The sequence below is a fragment of the Lentzea sp. NPDC060358 genome (assembly GCF_042725365.1).
Lineage (GTDB): Bacteria > Actinomycetota > Actinomycetes > Mycobacteriales > Pseudonocardiaceae > Lentzea.
In genome coordinates, this window is sequence record NZ_JBHXCW010000171.1 from 1 (window position 1) to 17,363 (window position 17,363).

The following is a 17,363-nucleotide window of genomic DNA, read 5'->3' on the forward strand; positions in this document are numbered from 1 at the left end:
GCACCGGGGGCGGTTCGTTCAGCGGGGAGACGGTCACACGTCGAGCGTCCAGCTGTTCAGCGTGCCGGTGTCGAGGAACGCCGCGTCACGCACGCGCAGCGTCCAGGTGCCGTTCGCGGCCTCCGAGGAGAGGTCCTTCGTGTAGGTCTCGTTGATGTTGTCGGCCGAGCCGCCGGAGCGGTTGTGCAGGTTGTAGACCGAGCCGTCGGGCGCGACCAGGTCGACCACGAGGTCACCCTTGTAGGAATGGGTGATCGAGACCTTGATCGACGTGGCGGCCGACGCGTTGCCCGCGCAGCCGGAGACGACGATCGTGCTGGTCACGGTGCCCAGGTCCGGGATCGAGGCCGGGGTCGAGTTGGTCTTGGCGTCGCAGTTGCCGCCGACCGGGTTGACGACCCACGAGAACGTCGCGGAGGCGGTCTTGCCCGCCGCGTCGGTCGCCGTCGCGGTCACCGAGGAGGTGCCCGCGGTGGTCGGGGTGCCGGAGATCGCGCCGGAGGACGAGGCCGACAGGCCGGCCGGGAGGCCGGTGACGGACCAGGTGTACGGCGCGGTGCCGCCCGAGGCCGAGAGCTGCAGCGACACCGCGGTGCCGACCGTGGAGGTCTGCGTGCCGGGGTTCGTCACCGCCGGGTCACCGGGCTGGCCGCCGCCCCACAGGGTGTAGAGCAGCTTGTTCGGGGTGTTGGCGCCGACGTTGGTGATCTTGTTGGGGGTCGAGGCCGCGTCCAGGCCCGACCACACGGCGGCGGGGGAGTCGGTCGGGTGCGTGGCGAGCCACAGGGCCGCCGCGCCCGCGACGTGCGGGGTGGCCATCGAGGTGCCGGAGATGTTGTTCGTCGCGGTGTCGTTGGTGTTCCACGACGACACGATGTTCTGGCCCGGCGCGTAGATGTCCGTGCAGGAGCCGTAGTTCGAGAACGAGGCGCGCGCGTCGGTGTTCGTCGACGCGTTGACGGTGATCGCCTCGGTGACGCGGGCGGGCGAGGTGCTGCAGGCGTCGGTGTTCGAGTTGCCGGACGCGATCGCGTAGGTCACGCCGGAGGCGATGGAACGACGCACGGCCGCGTCGAGGGTGGAGTCGGCGCCGCCACCGAGCGACATGTTGGCGACGGCGGGCTTCACCGCGTTCGCCGTCACCCAGTCGATGCCGCCGACGACGCCGGCGGTGGTGCCGGAGCCGCCGCAGGTGAGGACCTTGACGGCGACGATCTTGGCGGCCTTCGCGAGGCCGTACTGCGAGCCCGCGATGGTGCCGGCCACGTGCGTGCCGTGGCCGTTGCAGTCGGAGTTGTTGCCGTCACCGGAGGTGTTGGTGCCCCACGTGGCGCGGCCGCCGAACGTGGAGTGGGTGGTGCGCACACCGGTGTCGATCACGTACGCCGTCACGTTCGACGCCGTGGTGTCGTACTGGTAGCTGTTGCTCAGCGGCAGGTCGCGCTGGTCGACGCGGTCCAGACCCCATGACGGCGGGTTCTGCTGCACGTCGAGCAGGTGCACCTGCGCGTCCTGCTGGACGTACGCGACCTTCGGGTCCGCGGCGAGCTTGGCGGCCTGCTGGGCCGACATCGTCACCGAGAAGCCGTTCATCGCGTGCTGCCAGACCTGGCCGACCCGGCCGCCGTACTTGCTCGCCAGGCCCGGCGCGGCGGCCCTCGACGCCGTGTCGGCCTTCAGCGAGACGATGTAGCTGTCCTTCACGACGTCGGCGCGGTCGGCGCCGAGAATCGTCCCCACGTTTTCTTGAGCGGATGCGGCGGGCACCACGGCGGCGGCCAGACACACGGCTGCCGCGGCGGTGAGTCCCATACCCAAGACTCTTCGCATTGCAGGGTTCTCCCTCGTGCAGGGAACAGGGTGACCAGCACGGTAGACCTGCGCCGCAGGTCAGAGGGATCCGCCGACGAGTGCGAACTCTTGACAGATTTGACGTTTCGTGGATGCCCGAATCGTTGCTCTGCGTCACGGAAATAGACCGAGAGGACGCATTTTCGTTCCCTATATCAACTTCGACGCCGAGAGGTCCACCCCTCGATCGGCCCTACCGTCCGGTAGGCAGCACGACATAGCGTCGCCCAAACGGAGGAACGAACTGATCGGGCAGTTCGACCGCCTGGGGACGCCATGTCATCCGGTGTCGTGCGAGCTGTGTTGCAGCACAGCTGATCTCCTCATCGCGGTTGCCCGGTCCGGCGTTACACCGGCCCTGCACGAAACCGAAGATCAAGGAGAACTGCCTATGAAGCGCATGGCTGTCGCGGCTGTGGCCGTGCTGACGGGTGCACTCGCGACGACGGTCTCCCCTGTCGCCGTCGCCGCACCGCACCCGTCCGCCGACCTGCTCGCCGCGATGCAGCGCGACCTCGGACTGGACGCTGAGCAGGCGGCGGAGCGGCTGCGTCAGGAGAGCGCGGCCTCGGTCCTGCAGCGAGTGGCGGAGGGATTCGCCGGCGAGAGCTACGGCGGCGCGTGGTTCGACGCGGCCACCGGCAAGCTCGTCGTGGGCGTGACCGACGCGGCGAAGACCGACCGGCTCCGCCAGCTCGGCGCGGAGCCCCGCACGGTCGCGCACAAGGCGAGCGACCTCGACGCGGCCAAGGCGAAGCTCGACGCGTCGCAGGCTCCCGCCGAGGTCACCGGCTGGTTCGTCGACACGAGGGCGAACGCGGTCACGATCACCGTCAAGCGAGGTCAGAGCGGCGCTGCCCGGTCGCTCGTCGAGAAGGCCGGTGCGGTCGCGAAGGTCGTCGAGACCGACGAGGCCCCGCGCCTGCTCAAGGACATCCGCGGCGGTGACGCGTACTACATCAACAACGCCGGCCGGTGCTCCGTCGGCTTCGCGGTCGACGGCGGGTTCGTCTCCGCCGGTCACTGCGGGTCGCCGGGTGACTCGGTCACGGGCGCGGACCGCTCGGAGCTCGGCCAGTTCGAGCAGTCGTCGTTCCCGGGCAACGACTACTCGTTCGTCCGTGCGAACTCGTCCTGGACGCCGACGCCGAACGTGAACCACTACGGCGGCAGCGACGTCGTCGTCTCGGGCAGCACCGAGGCGGCCGTCGGCGCCTCGATCTGCCGTTCCGGCTCGACCACGGGCTGGCACTGCGGCGAGGTCCAGGCCAAGAGCCAGACGGTGAACTACCAGGAGGGCTCGGTCAGCGGCCTGACGCGCACCGACGTGTGCGCGGAGCCCGGTGACTCGGGTGGCTCGTGGGTCAGCGGCACGCAGGCGCAGGGTGTCACCTCGGGTGGCTCCGGTGACTGCACCAGCGGCGGCACGACCTACTACCAGCCGGTCAACGAGATCCTCGAGGCCTACGGCCTGACCCTCACCACGGGCTGACGCGCTGAACGACGAGGGGGAGCTTCCGCCGGGAGCTCCCCCTCGTCGTCGTTCACGAAGATCGTTCCTCTAGCCACTTCTCGCGGTGCCCGCGCCACCGGTCGAGCAGCGAGCCGAGCTCACCGTGCACGAACCGGAAGAACTCGCGCGTCTCGTCGAGGCGCAGGCCCGCCTCCGAGTCCGCGCCGAGCGCCTCGACGCCCTCGCTGAGCACCTCGTCGATCAGGACCAGCATCTGGTCCTTGCGGAACGTCGTCTCGTACCAGACGTTGTCGCGCATCCGGAACACGTCCCGGCGCGATCCCGGCTCGCGCTCGCGGCTGACGATCTGGACCGTGGTCAGGTAGCGCACCGCGCCCGACACCGCCGCCGGGCTGATCTGCAGCAGGTCGGCGATCTCGGCTGCGGTGAGCCGTCCCGAGTCCGTGGTCAGCAGGGCCGCGAGGATGCGAGCCGGCATGCGGGGCACGCCGGTGTCCGCCAGGATCCCGCCGAACCGCTCGACGAACTGGCTCACCGCCTGCGTGTCACGCTCCGTAGCTCTCGTCACGGCGGCATCATCCCCTTTCGTCAGCCGATCGGGCAAAATTTACGCGCTTCACGAACTTGTGAAACAAGCGTAGCTTACCGGCCATGACATCTGCGATATCCGTGTCGGGCCTGGTCAAGACCTTCGGCCCGACGCGTGCGCTGGACGACCTGAACCTGGACGTCCGGACCGGTGAGGTGCACGGCTTCCTCGGCCCCAACGGCGCCGGCAAGTCGACGGCGATCCGGATCCTCCTCGGCCTGCTGCGTGCCGACTCCGGCACCGCGCGGCTGCTCGGCGGCGACCCGTGGAAGGACACCGCGGCTCTGCACCGCCGGCTCGCCTACGTCCCCGGCGACGTGAACCTCTGGCCCAGCCTGACCGGTGGCGAGGTCATCGACCTGCTCGGACGGCTCCGCGGCGGTCTCGACAAGACCCGCCGCGCCGAGCTCCTGGAGCGCTTCGAACTGGACCCGCGCAAGAAGGGCCGCACCTACTCCAAGGGCAACCGGCAGAAGGTGGCGCTCGTCGCGGCCCTCGCGAGCGACGTCGAGCTGCTCATCCTCGACGAGCCGACCTCCGGGCTCGACCCGCTGATGGAGGCCGTCTTCCAGGCCTGCATCAACGACGAGCGCGAGCGCGGCCGCACCGTGCTGCTGTCGAGCCACATCCTCGCCGAGGTCGAGGCCCTGTGCGACCGCGTCAGCATCATCCGCAGCGGCCACGTCGTCGAGACCGGCACGCTCGCCGACCTGCGCCACCTGACCCGCACGTCGATCTCCGCCGAGCTCGCCGGCCCGCCCAACGGGCTCGCGGCCATGACGGGCGTGCACGACCTCGTGGCCGAGGGCAACCGGGTGCGGTTCGAGGTCGACTCCGACGAGCTCGACCCGGTGCTCAAGCAGCTCGTCTCGTCGGGCGTGCGCACGCTGACCTCGCAGCCCCCGACGCTCGAGGAGCTGTTCCTGCGCCACTACGAGGACGCGAGATGACCGGCACGTTCCCCCTGGTCCGGCTGGCGCTGCGCCGGGACCGGGTCCTGCTGCCGATCTGGGTGCTGTTCCTGGTCGGCGTCACCTACTCCACGACCACCGCGCTCGAGGAGCTGTACGGGTCGGCGCAGTCGCGGGCCCAGCTCGGCGTCACCGCGAACGCCAACTCCGCCTTCCTCGCCATGCTCGGCCCGCTGCACGACTGGTCGTCGCTCGGCGGCCTGGTCGTGTGGCGCTGGGGAGTCTTCTCCGGCCTGTTCATCGCGATCATGGCCGTGCTGGTCGTCACCCGGCACACGCGCGCCGAGGAGGAGGCCGGCCGCACCGAACTCATCGCCGCGACGGTCGTCGGCCGGCACGCGCCACTGGCCGCCGCGGTGGTCGTCGCGGGCGGCACGAGCCTGCTCGTCGGCGTGCTGCAGGCGCTCGTGCTGATCGCCGAGGACCTCGACGCGGCGGGCGCGTTCGCGTTCGGCCTCTCGACCGCGAGCGCGGGCCTGGTGTTCACCGGCGTCAGCGCGCTCACCGCGCAGCTGTCGGAGAACTCGCGCGTGTCGAACGCGCTCGCGGGCGGGTTCCTCGGCGTGACCTACCTGTTCCGCGCGGCGGGCGACGCGGCGGGGGAGTCGGGGCCGCAGTGGCTCACCTGGCTCTCGCCGATCGGCTGGACCGAGCACGTGCGAGCGTTCGGCGACAACCGGTTCTGGGTCCTCGGCATCGCGCTCGCGGCGGTCGTGCTGCTCGTCGGCGCCTCCGCCGCCGTCGTGACCCGGCGCGACGTCGGGCTCGGCCTGCTGGCGACCCGGCTCGGGCGGCCGGAGGGCACGATCGGCACGCCGTTCGGACTGGCGTGGCGGCTGCAGAAGGGCTCGCTGATCGGCTGGTCGGTGGCGCTGTTCGCGGTCGGCGTGATCTACGGCAGCGTGGCGCAGGCGGTCGGGCAGATGGTCGAGGACAACCCGGCGCTCGGGCGGATCGTGCAGCAGATCGGCGGCGCCGACGCGATGGTGGACGCGTTCTTCGGGACCGTCACCCAGCTGCTGGGGCTCATCTCGTCGATCTACCTCGTCCAGGCCGTCCTGCGGCTGCGGTCGGAGGAGACCTCGTTCCGCGCGGAGCCGCTGCTCGCCACGCCGGTCTCGCGGTGGGGCTGGGTGGCCTCGCACGCGGTGTTCGCGCTGCTCGGCGGCGCGGTCGTGCTGGCCTTCGCGGGCTTCGGGCTCGGCCTGATGTACGGCCTGCAGATCGGTGACGTCGGCGGTGAGCTGCCCAAGATGCTCGGCGCGGCACTGGTCCAGCTGCCGGCCGCGTGGGTGGTCGCGGGCGTGGCGCTGGTGCTGTTCGGGGTGTTCCCGCAGTTCACTGGCGTGAGCTGGGCCGTGGTGTCGGCGTCGCTGGTGATCACGCTGCTCGGCCCGGCGCTGCGGCTCGACCAGTGGGTGATCGACGTGTCGCCGTTCAGCCACGTGCCGAAGTACCCGGACATCACGTTCGGGCCGCCGGCGTGGCTCACCGCGGTGGCGGTGGTGCTCCTGGCCGCGGGGTTCGCCGGGTTCCGGCGCCGCGACCTGACCACGTGACGATCGCGGGGACGACGACCAGCAGGACCGCCGGGACCAGGAACCCCAGCAGCGGGTGCGACTGGTAGAGCGGGACGAACGCCAGCGGGGCCGAGGCGGCACCCATGAAGCGCAGCGACTGCACGACGCTGACGCTGCCTCCCCTGTTGGCGGTCTCGCCCTGCAGCACCAACGCGTTGATGCTCACCAACACACCCTGCGCCGCCGCACCGGTCAACGCCCAGGCGACGACCACCACGGCGGCGAACGGCGACGTCCCCGCCGCCGCGATCAGGCCACCGCCCAGCGTCGCCCCGACGACGACGGTGGTCGTGGCGCCGAACCGGTCGATGGCCTTGCCGATGTGCCGCGCGGTCAGGAACCCGACGATGCCGAAGCCGGTGAGCAGCAGCCCGCGCTCACCGGCGCCGAGCCCGAACACGTCGTCGAGCCGGAACGCCACGAGGAACGACAGCCCGCCCAGGCACCCCCAGCCGACGAACGCGATGACGGCGGGCCGGATCGTGCTCGGCACGAACGCGCTGCGCAGGCTCGCGTCGCGCTCGGGCTCGGCCTCGGTCTCCGGCACGCCCAGCACCGCGAGCCCGACGGCCACCACGGCAATCACCACGAACGCCAGCCGCCAGTCGACCTCGGCGGTGAGCCCGCCGACGAGCGGGGCCGAGGTCTGCCCCGCCGCCTGCATCGAGCCGAACAACCCGAGCGCGCGCCCGAGCTTCTCCTTCGGCGTCGACGCGGCGATCACCGCGAGCAGCACCGGGGTGGTGAACGAGTTCGCCGCCCCCTGCAACGCCCGCGACGCGAGCAGCACCTCGAACGTCCAGGCGCCCGCGGCCAGCAGGGACGTGACGGCGTAGGCCACGTAGGCGACCCGGACCGTCCGTTGTGGACCCCAGCGCTGCGCGAAGGTGCCGGACACCAGCATCAGCACGGCGAACGGCACGAGGTAGTAGGTGAGCGTCGACGCGGCCTGGCCCGCCGACCGGCCGAAGCTGTCGCCGATCTCGGGCAGGATCGACGTCGTGACGGCGCCGCCGAACGGCCCGATCAAAGCCCCGGCGTACAACCCGGCGCGTGCCAAGCGGCCCACGGACACCTCCGCCGCTCACCCTAGTGGGCGAACGGCGGAAATGGTTGCCTGAGCTAACTTCTATTGGCGGGGGCCCGCCGACGGCCAGCCCGGGCCGCGGCCGCGCCGGCGCAGGTACCGCTCGAACTCCGCGGCGATGTCGTCCCCGGAGGCCTCGGTGATCTGCATGGCCGCGTCGCCGCGCTCCTCGAGCGCCCGCACGTAGTTGCGCACGTCCTCGTCCTCGTCGGCCATCTCGCTGACCGTGCGCTCCCACTCCTCCGCCTGCTCCGGCAACGCGCCGAGGGGAACCTCGATGTCGAGGACCTCCTCCACCCGGTGCAGCAGGGCCAGGGTGGCCTTGGGCGACGGCGGCTGCGAGACGTAGTGCGGCACGGCGGCCCAGAAGGAGATCGCCGGGATGCCCGCCTGCACGCACGCGTCCTGGAACACGCCGACGATGCCCGTCGGGCCCTCGTACTTCGAGTGCTCCAGGCCGAACTTCTCGGCGGCGTCCGGGTCGTAGGCGGTGCCCGTCACCGGCACGGGACGGGTGTGCGGCGTGTCCATCAGCAGCGCGCCCAGCGTCACGACGGTCGTCACCCCGAGCGCGTCGACGTGGGCCAGCAGTTCGGCGGCGAACTTGCGCCACCTCATGTTCGGCTCGATGCCGTGCACGAGGATCACGTCCGCGGACGAGCCGGGGGGCCTGCACACCGACAGCCGCGTCGTCGGCCAGTCGACCCTCCTGGTGACGCCGTCCACCATGCGCACGGTCGGGCGGCTCACCTGGAAGTCGTAGTAGTCGTCCGGGTCGATCTCGGCGAGCGGGGTGGCGTCCCAGGTGAGTTGGAGGTGCTCGATCGCGGTGCTGGCGGCGTCGCCGGCGTCGTTCCACCCTTCGAACGCGCACACCATGATCGGGCTCGTGAGCGGCTGGCGCGGGTTCTGGGGTGCCGGGGATTCCTGGGACGGATCGTTCACGGCGCCAGACTACGGCCTCCCCCCGGCAACTCATCGCAGGCTTGGCCCATGCGCGACCGGGGAACGCCGCCGTGGCGGGACGCGCTGGTCAACCGCGTGACGACCCGCTGTTCGCTCGCTCACCACGCCCGTGAGCCCTCCGGTGGAACGCGTATCGTGAGGCCTGGAAGTCTCCGGACCGGAGGCCGGCTCGCCGACGCGCCGGCCGGGCATGGGCACGAGCGGGTCCGCGAGGACTCCACCCCTGCCAGTCCACCGACGCCTTCGTGGCGCACTCCCGGAGGCGAAGTACTTCGATGTCTGACTTGCAGGCCGTGCTGTGGGACATGGACGGCACGCTGCTCGACTCCGAGAAGCTGTGGGACATCCCGCTCTACGAGTACGCCGAGAAGCTCGGCGGCACGCTGTCGCTCGAGACCCGCGAGAGCATGGTCGGGACCAACGTGCCCACGACGATGCGCCTGCTCTTCGCCGACGTCGGCGTCGAGCCGACCGACGCCGACCTCGTGGACGGCGCCGCGTGGATCTCGCGCCGCACCGAGGAGGTCTTCCGCGCCGGCCTGCCGTGGCGGCCGGGTGCCCGGGAGGCGTTGCGCGCCGTGCGGTCGTCCGGTGTGCCGATGGCGCTGGTGACCTCGACCGAGCGCGCGCTGACCGAGGTCGCGCTGGACACGATCGGCCGCGACCTGTTCGACGTGACGGTGTGCGGCGACGAGGTGGACGGGCTGAACAAGCCGCTGCCGGAGCCGTACCTGAAGGCGGCGCGGCTGCTCGGCGTGGATCCGGTGCAGTGCGTGGCGGTCGAGGACTCGCCGACTGGTGTCGCCGCGGCCGTGGCCGCCGGGTGCACCGTGCTGGTCGTGCCCTGTGACGTCGAGGTGCCGGCGGGGGAGCGGCGGGTGTTCCGCGACTCCCTCACCGGCGTCGACCTCGACGTGCTGAAGGCGCTCTAGACCGTCGTCGAAGCGGTCACGCGTTCGGCCTTGGCGCCGCGCGTGGCCGGGTCGACCAGCAGGCCGAACACCACGCCGATGCCGACGTAGAGCGTGGCGAGCTGGGCGAGCGAGCTGAGGCGGAACTGCCACAGCACCGCCACCGGCATGTCCGCCGGGATCGTGTCCGGCGGCGCGGGGAACGCCAGCAGCACCACCGCGACGGCCGCGACCACCGCGAGGAGCACGCCGGTGACGCGCACCGGCTGCGACTGCGCGCGCAGCTGCTCGGCGAGCCAGCTCGCGCCCCACACGATCGCGAGACCCGCGACCACCACGCCCAGGTACAGCGCGGTCCGGTAGTTCACGGTGTCCGGGTCGCCCACGGCGGGCGGGTTGGCCGGGTACTTGAGCCACGGCAGCAGTGCCACCGCGCCGAACACCGCGGCGCCGAACGCGAGGCTGCGGCTGAACGGCGTGCGGTCGGCGAACCAGCGCTTCGACAGCGCGTAGGCCGTGGCGAACACCAGGCCGATCGCGATGCCGACGATCACCACGCCGAGCATGCCGCCCGCGATCTGGGCGCCGCGGCTGACCAGCTCTTCCTCGCCGTGCGAGTGCGCGTGGCCGTCACCGGCGGGTTCCCGTGCTTCCTCGACCGCCAGGGCGGCGCGGATCGGGATCTCGGTGACCAGGAGCTGCACGAGCGCGGAGGCGGCACCGGCGATGCCGCCGGCCGCGATGCCGCGCAGTGCGATGGACTTGTACGTCGTCGTCATCTGCGTGGTCGGCGGATCAGTGGCAGGGGACGCCGAGGGCGTGGCGGCCGTCGTGGAAGAACTCGTGCAGCAACTCGGAACCCGCGCCGAGCGCGAGGCCGTTCTCCTGGAGGACCAGGTACGTGACGATCAGGCCGAGCAGTGAGACGGCGAAGGCCCACTTGGGCACGCGGACGGCGGACAGACTTGCTGCGGGGCTCGTCATGACGGGCTCCTCCATACCTCGTGGAAGGTCAACTCTCCTTGCGGCGCCGCAGCCGGTCTCCTGACTCCCGGATCACCGCTCACCCCGCGTCTTCCCAGTCCCGGCGGGGACCAGTGACGTGCTCGGCGGGGGTTGCTTCCCGGTCACAGTGGCGAGGACCGCGCCGGATTCACACCGGCTTCCCGTCACTGCGGCGCGTGCACCGTAAGTTGACCGGCCCGCCGAGCACAACCGGCCATAAGAGTTGTTGCGCACCTCACTTCACGAGTGGACAGTCACCACACTTCCCACCTGCGGCGACGCGGTAGTAGAGGCAGCAGCTCCTGCGCCGGAACGCGACCTCTCCGGGGATGGAGAAGAACTCGCCGGCTTGCTCGAACGGCGGAGCGCTCATCAGCCGCGCGCCGCGCAGTTCCGCTTCCTCGGCCGTGAGCATGCGTGCGCGCACGACCATCTTCAGCGCGCCCGCGATGTTCGACATGGCGTTGCCCCACAACAATCCCCGTGCCACCGGCGCGACGTCCTGGATCGCCTCCACGACGGGCTCGAGCGCCGCCGCGGCGGGCGGGCCCAGCCGCGGTGCGTCGATGCGCACGCTCAGGCCGCCGGCCGGGTCGTGGCGCCACCACAGGTTCTCCGGCCGCACGTCGATCGGCAGGTCCGCGGCCGTGAGGGGGCTGAGCAGCCGCGCGGTGTAGCCGAGGAAGAACAGGCTCGCCGCGACGCGTGGTTCCTCCGCTTCGTACCGGTTCGCGATGGCCTCGATCGTGTTCTTGAGGGCGGGCCCTTCGAGCAGGTCCGTTCCCGGCAGCCACGACTCGTCCGGGCGGCCGACGTCGAGGGCGAAGAACGGGTTGATCCCGCGCACCCGGCGCAGCGCTGCGAGGACCTCGGCGAACTCAGACACGGAAGTTCACGCTACTGGGTGTCCACGCAGGTCGACTCGCGTCCAGGACGTGGGACGGGGGCGACCGCGGTGTGGACCCGGCCGGGCGAGGTGGGATGATGTCGAGTCGTGAAGACCTTCGACTCCCTGTTCGCCGAACTGACCGAACGAGCCGCCACCAAGCCGGCGGGATCCGGCACCGTCGCAGCGCTCGAGGCCGGCGTCCATGCGCAGGGGAAGAAGGTCCTGGAGGAGGCGGGCGAGGTCTGGATCGCCGCCGAGCACGAGTCCGACGAGAAGCTCGCCGAAGAGATCTCGCAGCTCCTGTACCGCCTCCAGGTCATCATGCTGGGCCGCGGCCTCACCCTCGAAGACGTGTACAAGTACCTCTGAAAGAGACCCCCACATGCTGCGCGTAGCAGTCCCGAACAAGGGCGCGCTCGCCGAACGCGCCTCCGCCATGCTCACCGAGGCCGGCTACCGGCAGCGGCACGAGCCCCGCGACCTGACCGTGCTCGACCCCAACAACGACGTCGAGTTCTTCTTCCTGCGCCCCAAGGACATCGCGATCTACGTGGCGTCCGGCGACCTGGACCTCGGCATCACCGGCCGCGACCTGGCCGCCGACTCGGGCGCCGACGACAACGGCTCCTCGGTCGAGGAGCTGCTCGCCCTGGGCTTCGGCTCGTCGACCTTCCGCTACGCGGGCCCCCGCGGCACCGACTGGAAGGTCTCCGACCTCGAGGGCAAGCGCCTCGCCACCGCGTACCCGCGCCTGGTGGGCCGCGACCTGCGCGAGCGCGGCATCACCGCCCAGGTGATCCGCCTCGACGGCGCCGTCGAGATCTCGATCCAGCTCGGTGTGGCCGACCTGATCGCCGACGTCGTGGGCTCCGGCCGCACGCTCAAGCAGCACGACCTGGTGCCGTTCGGCGACCCGATCTGCGAGTCGGAGGCCGTGCTCGTGCACCGCGCCGGCACCGAGGTGACGGCGGCGAAGAAGCAGCTGACGGCCCGCCTGCAGGGCGTGGTGTTCGCCCAGCAGTACCTGATGCTCGACTACGACTGCCCGCGCTCGATCCTGGACGACGCCGTCGCGCTGACCCCGGGCCTCGAGTCGCCGACCGTCGCGCCCCTGGCCGACGAGAACTGGGTGGCCGTGCGCGCGATGGTGTCGCGCAAGGAGGCGAACCAGGTGATGGACGAGCTGGCCGCCATCGGCGCCAAGGCCGTGCTGGCGTCGGACATCAGGTTCTGCCGCCTGTGATCCTGGAACAGGCCGTCCTGGACGTGGTGCCGGGGCTCTCGGACGAGTTCGAGCAGGCGTTCGGCGAGGCGCGGTCGTTGATCAGCGCCTCGCCGGGCTTCCTGGGCCTGGAGCTGCTGCGGTCGGTGGAGACGCCGTCGCGGTACCTGCTGCTGGTGCGGTGGGAGTCCTTGGAGGCGCACACCGTCGGGTTCCGGCAGGGGCCGTCGTACGAGCGGTGGTCGTCGTTGCTGCACCGGTTCTACTCGCCGTTCCCGGTGGTGGAGCACTACTCGAGTGCCCTGAGCACCTCGTCGTCCGTGGTCTGATCGAAGGTCTCGTACCAGCGGCTCACCGCCTGGAGGTTCCTCGGTGCCAGCACGGCGACCACCCTCGTCGTGCCGAAGGACGCGAGCGACTGCCTCGCGGCGACCGGGACGGCGAGGGTCGTGCTCCTCGGCCCGTGCCTGCCGATCCAGTGCAGGGCGGCGCGGGCGGTGACCCCGGTGGCCAGGCCGTCGTCCACCACGATGACGTCCCGGTCCGCGATGGCGAGCGGTCTGCCGCCGCGGTAGAGGGCCGTGCGCCTGGCCGCTTCCGCCCGTTCCTCGTCGCACGTGCCGGCCAGGTGCTCTTCGGTGAGGTCCAGGGCCCGCAGGACCCGCTGGTCGTAGATGGGCTCGCCGTCCGCCGTCACCGCGCCGACCCCGTACTCCGGCCTGCCCGGCGCGCCGATCTTGCGCGCGACCACGACGTCCAGCTCGGCGCCGAGGGCGGTCGCCACCTCCTTCGCCACCGGGACGCCGCCTCGGGGCAGTCCGAGGACCAGCGGGTGGTGCCACGGGTGTCCGGCGAGACGCGCGGCCAGGGCGCGGCCCGCTTCCCGCCGGTTCGCGAACCTCTTCACAGTGCTGGTGACGGTACGCCGTCGGCCGGGCTCGGGGCCGGAGATCCGGGGTGACGCCGGTGGTCGTCGAGGACGCGGACCGGGGACGTCCGTGCCGGGCGAGGGGGCGCGGAACGCCGGACCCCGTCTCGTCGGCACCGCGCACGGGGCGGGACTCAGCGCTCCCGCACGAACAGCGCCTGCGCCGACGTGCCCACCGGCCCCTCGACGTCGTGCACCACGCTGGTCGCCACCCCCACCCCGTCCGGCCCGATGGCCGTGCGCGCGTCCATGCCGATCCACTCGCCGGTGGGCCGGCGGTGCAGGTGCACGGTCAGGTCGGTGTTGATGGCGTACCACGTGCGAATGTCCACACGGGACGAGACGCCGCTGGCCGAGTCGACCACGGCGAAGAGGCGTTCCAGCGGTGAGGTCTCGAAGCCCTCGACCACGGCGACGCGCGGCCTGGCCCACACCCGGGCGTCGCCCGGCGTGAAGATGCCGCCGGACACCGAGAGCCACTCGACGGCGGCCAGGTAGCCGCCGCCCCAGTGCTCCGGGATCTCCATCGGCACGGCGGACGACGGGGGAGCCAGCGCCGGGCCGGCACCGCCCGCGACGGCCGTGGTGTCGGAACCGACGATGTGCCACGCGCGGGCCGTGAGCGCCACCTTGCCGTTGTGGGACAGGGAAGCCGAGAGCAGCTCCACCGAACGGCCGGGGCGTTCGACCGAAGTGGACACCGCCAGGTCGGCCACCGGGACCGGGCCCAGCACCTCGAACGTCACGCGCGACAGCGACGGCCGCACCGCCAGCAGCGAGCGGGCCAGCAGTGCCGAGGGCGGGCCCAGGTGCTGGCTGTCCGGGCCCCACGGGCCGACGGTGTGCGGCGTCGAGCGGAACGTGCCGTCGGGCAGGGGGAGGTAGAAGGCCCCCATCAGTCGCGGTCCTGCAGGGGTTCGGTGTCGTCGGGCTCCGGCCAGCCGGGGTACGGGGGCGGGGTGCCGTCGAAGGCCGGGCAGAACGCCTTGTGGTCGCAGTAGTCGCACAAGCGGCTGGGGCTGGGGCGGAAGTCGCCGGTCGGGGCGGCGCGCATGATCGCCTGCCAGATGGCGTCCAGGGTGCGCTCGAAGCGGGCGAGCTCGCCCTCGTCCGGGGTGTAGGCCAGGGCCTGGCGGTCGGCCAGGTACATCAGGCGCAGCTGGCGGGGCACGACACCGCGCAGCTTCCACAGGACCAGGGCGTAGAACTTCATCTGGAACAACGCCTTCGCCTCGCCGATCTCGCGCGGCGCGGCTCCGGTCTTGTAGTCCACGACGCGGATCTCGCCCGTCGGGGCCACGTCCACGCGGTCGATGTAGCCGCGCAGCAGCACGCCGGACGGCAGCTCCGACTCCACCAGGAGCTCGCGGGACTCGGGCTCGAGGCGGCGCGGGTCCTCCAGGCCGAAGTAGCCGTCGAGCAGCTTGGTGGCGGATGCGAGCCACTCCGCTTCCTCGGCGCCACCCGGTTCCTCGAACAGCGTCGAGAACTCCGGGCGCTCGGACTTCACGCGCTCCCAGGCCGGGGCGATCATCGCGCGGGCGCGGTCGGGCACGCGCTCGGCGGCGGGCAGGGCGAACAGGTCTTCCAGCACCGCGTGCACCACCGTGCCGCGCACCTGCGCCTTCGTCGGCCTCTCCGGCAGCCGGTCGACCGCGCGGAAGCGGTAGAGCAGCGGGCACTGCTTGAAGTCGCCCGCCCTGGACGGCGACAGCGCGGGCCTGCGCAACGTGGTGCTCATGGTTCGACCCTAGGACAGGGGTCTGACAATTCCCGACGCCGCCCGTCCGGGGCACCGAACCGCGAGATCACACCACTCGCTCTACAGTGCTCTGCGTGGCCGCGCGGATCAGCGAACGAGAGAGCGGCCTGCTGCTGTTCCGGGTGGCGGGCATCCCCGTGCTGCTCGCGCCGTCGTGGTGGATCGGCTCGGCGATCGTGGTGGCCTTCTACGCCCCGCTCGTCGACGACCTGGCCCCCGGCACCCCGCCCGGCATCGGGCTCGCGGTCGCGGCGCTCTTCGCGGTCTTCCTCGGTCTCTCCGTGCTGGCGCACGAGCTCGGCCACTGCGTCGCGGCGCTGCGGCTCGGGCTACCGGTGCGCAGGCTGCGCCTGTACCTGCTCGGCGGGCTGTCCGAGATCATGCGCACCCCGGGCAAACCCGGCCACGAGGGCGTCGTCGCCGGCGCGGGACCGCTGGTGTCCGTGGCGCTGGCCGTCGTCTTCGGCATCGGCGGGTTCGCGATGACGCCGGGCGGACTGCTGTGGCTGCTGGTGGTGCAGGTGGCCGGGGCGAACCTCGTCGTCGCCCTCTTCAACCTCCTGCCCGGCCTCCCCCTCGACGGCGGACGGATCGTGCGAGCCGGCGTGTGGGCCGCGACGGGCCAACGGGCGATGGGCACGCGTGTCGCCGTGGTCGGTGGGTTCGCCGTTGCCGCCGCACTGGTGGTGTGGGCGCTCTACGGCGTTGTGGAAGGCGCGGAAGACCGTTGGCTGCGCTTCGGCGTGTGCGTGCTCACGGCGTGGGTCGTCGTCGCCGGTGCGAGGAGCGAGCTCGCGAGCGAACGGCGGCGCACCTGGCCGCCGGGCGTCACGCTGAACGACCTGATCCTGCCCGTTCTCCAGCTCCCGGCGGAGAGCCCGGTCAAGGACGCGCTGAGCACCTCGGCCGGCCGGGGCGTCGTCCTGGTGAGGGCCGACGGGGTCGCCGCCGGCCTGCTCGACGCCGTCGCGGCCGAGAAGCTCGCCGCCGCCAGCCCGTTCGCCCCCGCGGAGCAGGCCGCCGAGCCGATCCGGCCGGAGACCGTGCTGCTCGCCGACGATCCCGGCGAGGAGATCGTCGAACAGGTCCAGGGCACCGCCGCGTGGCAGTTCCTCGTGGTCGACCTGGAGGGGCGTCCCGCCGGGGTGCTGCGCCGGGAGGACCTGCGTGCGGCCATCGAGAAGGGCGTTTGACACCATTGCGCGGTGATTAGCGCAAGTGGACCGTTCCAGCCGGGTGACCGGGTTCAGCTGACCGACCCCAAGGGCCGGCACTACACGGTCGTCCTCGAGCCCGGCAAGGAGTACCACACCCACCGCGGCGCGATCCCGCACGACTCGCTCATCGGGCAGCCGGAGGGGTCCGTCGTCGCGTCCGTCGGCGGCACGAACTTCCTGGCGCTGCGCCCGTTGCTGCCGGACTACGTGCTGTCGATGCCGCGGGGCGCGCAGGTGATCTACCCCAAGGACGCCGCCCAGATCGTCATGTACGGCGACATCTTCCCCGGCGCGCGGGTGCTGGAGGCGGGCGCCGGGTCCGGTGCGCTGTCGTGCTCGCTGCTGCGCGCGGTGGGGGAGAAGGGCAGCGTCCAGTCCTACGAGGTGCGCGACGACCACGCGGTCCACGCGATCCGCAACGTCGAGACGTTCTTCGGCGAGCGCCCCGGCAACTGGTCGATCACCGTCGACGACGTGAAGAACCACCGGGGCGAGGTCGACCGGGTCATCCTCGACATGCTCTCGCCGTGGGAGGTGCTGCCCACGATCGCGGAGAACCTCATCCCCGGCGGCGTCCTCGTCGTGTACGTCGCCACCACCACCCAGCTGTCCGTGGTCACGGAGGCGTTGCGCGAGCAGACGTGCTGGACGGAGCCCCACGCGTGGGAGACGCTCGTCCGCCCGTGGCACGTCGTCGGTCTCGCCGTGCGGCCGGAACACCGGATGATCGCGCACACCGCGTTCCTGCTGACCGCCCGCAAGCTCGCGCCCGGCGTGACGGCGCCGAAGCCGCAGCGCCGCCCCAGCAAGGGCTGACCAGACGCCCGGCGGCGTCCTCGTCGTGTACGTCGCCACCACCACCCAGCTGTCCGTGGTCACGGAGGCGTTGCGCGAGCAGACGTGCTGGACGG

19 protein-coding genes and 1 riboswitch are annotated in these 17,363 nt (G+C 71.8%); of the genes, 9 read left to right on the forward strand and 10 right to left on the reverse strand.

The genetic code is table 11. From position 1 onward, the window contains the following. Positions 1–33: 33 nt before the first annotated feature. Positions 34–1,740 (reverse strand): S8 family serine peptidase, encoded by a 1,707-nt coding sequence (locus ACFWGZ_RS28995; protein ID WP_382454750.1) that lies wholly within the window; start codon positions 1,738–1,740, stop codon positions 34–36. A 502-nt stretch (positions 1,741–2,242) separates the two neighbouring features. Between ACFWGZ_RS28995 and ACFWGZ_RS29000 the strand changes: the two genes are divergently transcribed. Next, entirely contained in the window at positions 2,243–3,343 is a 1,101-nt protein-coding gene (locus tag ACFWGZ_RS29000; protein ID WP_382454751.1) for a S1 family peptidase, read from the forward strand. 52 nt (positions 3,344–3,395) lie between these two features. Here ACFWGZ_RS29000 and ACFWGZ_RS29005 read toward each other — a convergent pair whose 3' ends face one another. Further along, positions 3,396–3,893 (reverse strand): GbsR/MarR family transcriptional regulator, encoded by a 498-nt coding sequence (locus tag ACFWGZ_RS29005; protein ID WP_382454752.1) that lies wholly within the window; start codon positions 3,891–3,893, stop codon positions 3,396–3,398. 83 nt (positions 3,894–3,976) lie between these two features. Between ACFWGZ_RS29005 and ACFWGZ_RS29010 the strand changes: the two genes are divergently transcribed. Then, complete coding sequence (locus ACFWGZ_RS29010; RefSeq protein WP_382454753.1) at positions 3,977–4,864, forward strand: ATP-binding cassette domain-containing protein; 888 nt, start codon at positions 3,977–3,979, stop codon at positions 4,862–4,864. After that, complete coding sequence (locus tag ACFWGZ_RS29015) at positions 4,861–6,444, forward strand: ABC transporter permease (RefSeq protein ID WP_382454754.1); 1,584 nt, start codon at positions 4,861–4,863, stop codon at positions 6,442–6,444. The genes ACFWGZ_RS29010 and ACFWGZ_RS29015 overlap by 4 nt, the downstream gene beginning before the upstream one ends. On the opposite strand, the gene ACFWGZ_RS29020 is transcribed toward ACFWGZ_RS29015, so the two are convergent. Beyond that, positions 6,374–7,534: an MFS transporter gene (locus tag ACFWGZ_RS29020; RefSeq protein ID WP_382454755.1), complete on the reverse strand. Its 1,161-nt coding sequence runs from the start codon at positions 7,532–7,534 to the stop codon at positions 6,374–6,376. The genes ACFWGZ_RS29015 and ACFWGZ_RS29020 overlap by 71 nt on opposite strands. Before the next feature lie 60 nt (positions 7,535–7,594). After that, complete coding sequence (locus tag ACFWGZ_RS29025) at positions 7,595–8,497, reverse strand: PAC2 family protein (protein ID WP_382454756.1); 903 nt, start codon at positions 8,495–8,497, stop codon at positions 7,595–7,597. A gap of 296 nt (positions 8,498–8,793) precedes the next feature. Here ACFWGZ_RS29025 and ACFWGZ_RS29030 point away from each other — a divergent pair, with 296 nt between their 5' ends. Next, a complete protein-coding gene (locus ACFWGZ_RS29030; protein WP_382454757.1) occupies positions 8,794–9,450 on the forward strand; it encodes an HAD family hydrolase in 657 nt (218 codons plus the stop codon). Here ACFWGZ_RS29030 and ACFWGZ_RS29035 read toward each other — a convergent pair. The 3 genes from ACFWGZ_RS29035 to ACFWGZ_RS29045 all read right to left on the reverse strand — a co-directional run bounded on the left by ACFWGZ_RS29035 (position 9,447) and on the right by ACFWGZ_RS29045 (position 11,320). After that, complete coding sequence (locus tag ACFWGZ_RS29035; RefSeq protein WP_382454758.1) at positions 9,447–10,208, reverse strand: CbtA family protein; 762 nt, start codon at positions 10,206–10,208, stop codon at positions 9,447–9,449. The genes ACFWGZ_RS29030 and ACFWGZ_RS29035 overlap by 4 nt on opposite strands. Positions 10,209–10,224: 16 nt before the next feature. Next, positions 10,225–10,413 carry a CbtB-domain containing protein gene (locus tag ACFWGZ_RS29040; protein WP_177229632.1) on the reverse strand — a complete coding sequence of 63 codons (189 nt, stop codon included), beginning with the start codon at positions 10,411–10,413 and terminating at the stop codon, positions 10,225–10,227. A gap of 53 nt (positions 10,414–10,466) precedes the next feature. Further along, positions 10,467–10,599: riboswitch (cobalamin riboswitch) on the reverse strand. A 70-nt stretch (positions 10,600–10,669) separates the two neighbouring features. Beyond that, on the reverse strand, positions 10,670–11,320 hold the full coding sequence (locus tag ACFWGZ_RS29045) for a (2Fe-2S)-binding protein (protein ID WP_382454759.1): 651 nt from the start codon (positions 11,318–11,320) through the stop codon (positions 10,670–10,672). 108 nt (positions 11,321–11,428) lie between these two features. On the opposite strand from ACFWGZ_RS29045, the gene ACFWGZ_RS29050 reads away from it, so the two are divergent. Genes ACFWGZ_RS29050 through ACFWGZ_RS29060 form a run of 3 tightly spaced genes read left to right on the forward strand, consistent with a single transcriptional unit; the run spans position 11,429 to position 12,874 of the window. After that, positions 11,429–11,692, forward strand: a complete 264-nt coding sequence (locus ACFWGZ_RS29050) for a phosphoribosyl-ATP diphosphatase (protein ID WP_382454760.1) — start codon at positions 11,429–11,431, stop codon at positions 11,690–11,692. Positions 11,693–11,705: 13 nt separating this feature from the next. Then, positions 11,706–12,566: an ATP phosphoribosyltransferase gene (hisG, locus tag ACFWGZ_RS29055; RefSeq protein WP_382454761.1), complete on the forward strand. Its 861-nt coding sequence runs from the start codon at positions 11,706–11,708 to the stop codon at positions 12,564–12,566. Further along, positions 12,563–12,874 carry an antibiotic biosynthesis monooxygenase family protein gene (locus ACFWGZ_RS29060; RefSeq protein ID WP_382454762.1) on the forward strand — a complete coding sequence of 104 codons (312 nt, stop codon included), beginning with the start codon at positions 12,563–12,565 and terminating at the stop codon, positions 12,872–12,874. The genes hisG and ACFWGZ_RS29060 overlap by 4 nt, the downstream gene beginning before the upstream one ends. On the opposite strand, the gene ACFWGZ_RS29065 is transcribed toward ACFWGZ_RS29060, so the two are convergent. From ACFWGZ_RS29065 to ACFWGZ_RS29075, 3 genes are all read right to left on the reverse strand, one after another. Then, positions 12,835–13,452, reverse strand: coding sequence for a phosphoribosyltransferase (locus tag ACFWGZ_RS29065; protein ID WP_382454763.1), 618 nt, complete (start codon positions 13,450–13,452; stop codon positions 12,835–12,837). The two genes, ACFWGZ_RS29060 and ACFWGZ_RS29065, sit on opposite strands and share 40 nt — an antisense overlap. Before the next feature lie 155 nt (positions 13,453–13,607). Continuing rightward, a complete protein-coding gene (locus ACFWGZ_RS29070) occupies positions 13,608–14,369 on the reverse strand; it encodes a thioesterase family protein (RefSeq protein WP_382454764.1) in 762 nt (253 codons plus the stop codon). Next, positions 14,369–15,214 carry a RecB family exonuclease gene (locus tag ACFWGZ_RS29075; protein WP_382454765.1) on the reverse strand — a complete coding sequence of 282 codons (846 nt, stop codon included), beginning with the start codon at positions 15,212–15,214 and terminating at the stop codon, positions 14,369–14,371. The genes ACFWGZ_RS29070 and ACFWGZ_RS29075 overlap by 1 nt, the downstream gene beginning before the upstream one ends. 95 nt (positions 15,215–15,309) lie before the next feature. On the opposite strand from ACFWGZ_RS29075, the gene ACFWGZ_RS29080 reads away from it, so the two are divergent. Continuing rightward, positions 15,310–16,428 carry a site-2 protease family protein gene (locus ACFWGZ_RS29080; RefSeq protein WP_382454766.1) on the forward strand — a complete coding sequence of 373 codons (1,119 nt, stop codon included), beginning with the start codon at positions 15,310–15,312 and terminating at the stop codon, positions 16,426–16,428. Positions 16,429–16,443: 15 nt separating this feature from the next. Beyond that, complete coding sequence (locus ACFWGZ_RS29085) at positions 16,444–17,268, forward strand: tRNA (adenine-N1)-methyltransferase (RefSeq protein ID WP_236220131.1); 825 nt, start codon at positions 16,444–16,446, stop codon at positions 17,266–17,268. The last annotated feature ends 95 nt before the right edge of the window (positions 17,269–17,363 follow it).

What these genes read in the sequence shown, in the direction of transcription:
- ACFWGZ_RS29035 (WP_382454758.1), bottom strand. Translation starts at nt 10,208, where the DNA reads ATGACGACGACGTACAAGTCCATCGCACTGCGCGGCATCGCGGCCGGC.
- ACFWGZ_RS29075 (WP_382454765.1), bottom strand. Translation starts at nt 15,214, where the DNA reads ATGAGCACCACGTTGCGCAGGCCCGCGCTGTCGCCGTCCAGGGCGGGC.
- ACFWGZ_RS29070 (WP_382454764.1), bottom strand. Translation starts at nt 14,369, where the DNA reads ATGGGGGCCTTCTACCTCCCCCTGCCCGACGGCACGTTCCGCTCGACG.
- ACFWGZ_RS29040 (WP_177229632.1), bottom strand. Translation starts at nt 10,413, where the DNA reads ATGACGAGCCCCGCAGCAAGTCTGTCCGCCGTCCGCGTGCCCAAGTGG.
- ACFWGZ_RS29030 (WP_382454757.1), top strand. Translation starts at nt 8,794, where the DNA reads ATGTCTGACTTGCAGGCCGTGCTGTGGGACATGGACGGCACGCTGCTC.
- hisG (WP_382454761.1), top strand. Translation starts at nt 11,706, where the DNA reads ATGCTGCGCGTAGCAGTCCCGAACAAGGGCGCGCTCGCCGAACGCGCC.
- ACFWGZ_RS29015 (WP_382454754.1), top strand. Translation starts at nt 4,861, where the DNA reads ATGACCGGCACGTTCCCCCTGGTCCGGCTGGCGCTGCGCCGGGACCGG.
- ACFWGZ_RS29000 (WP_382454751.1), top strand. Translation starts at nt 2,243, where the DNA reads ATGAAGCGCATGGCTGTCGCGGCTGTGGCCGTGCTGACGGGTGCACTC.
- ACFWGZ_RS29010 (WP_382454753.1), top strand. Translation starts at nt 3,977, where the DNA reads ATGACATCTGCGATATCCGTGTCGGGCCTGGTCAAGACCTTCGGCCCG.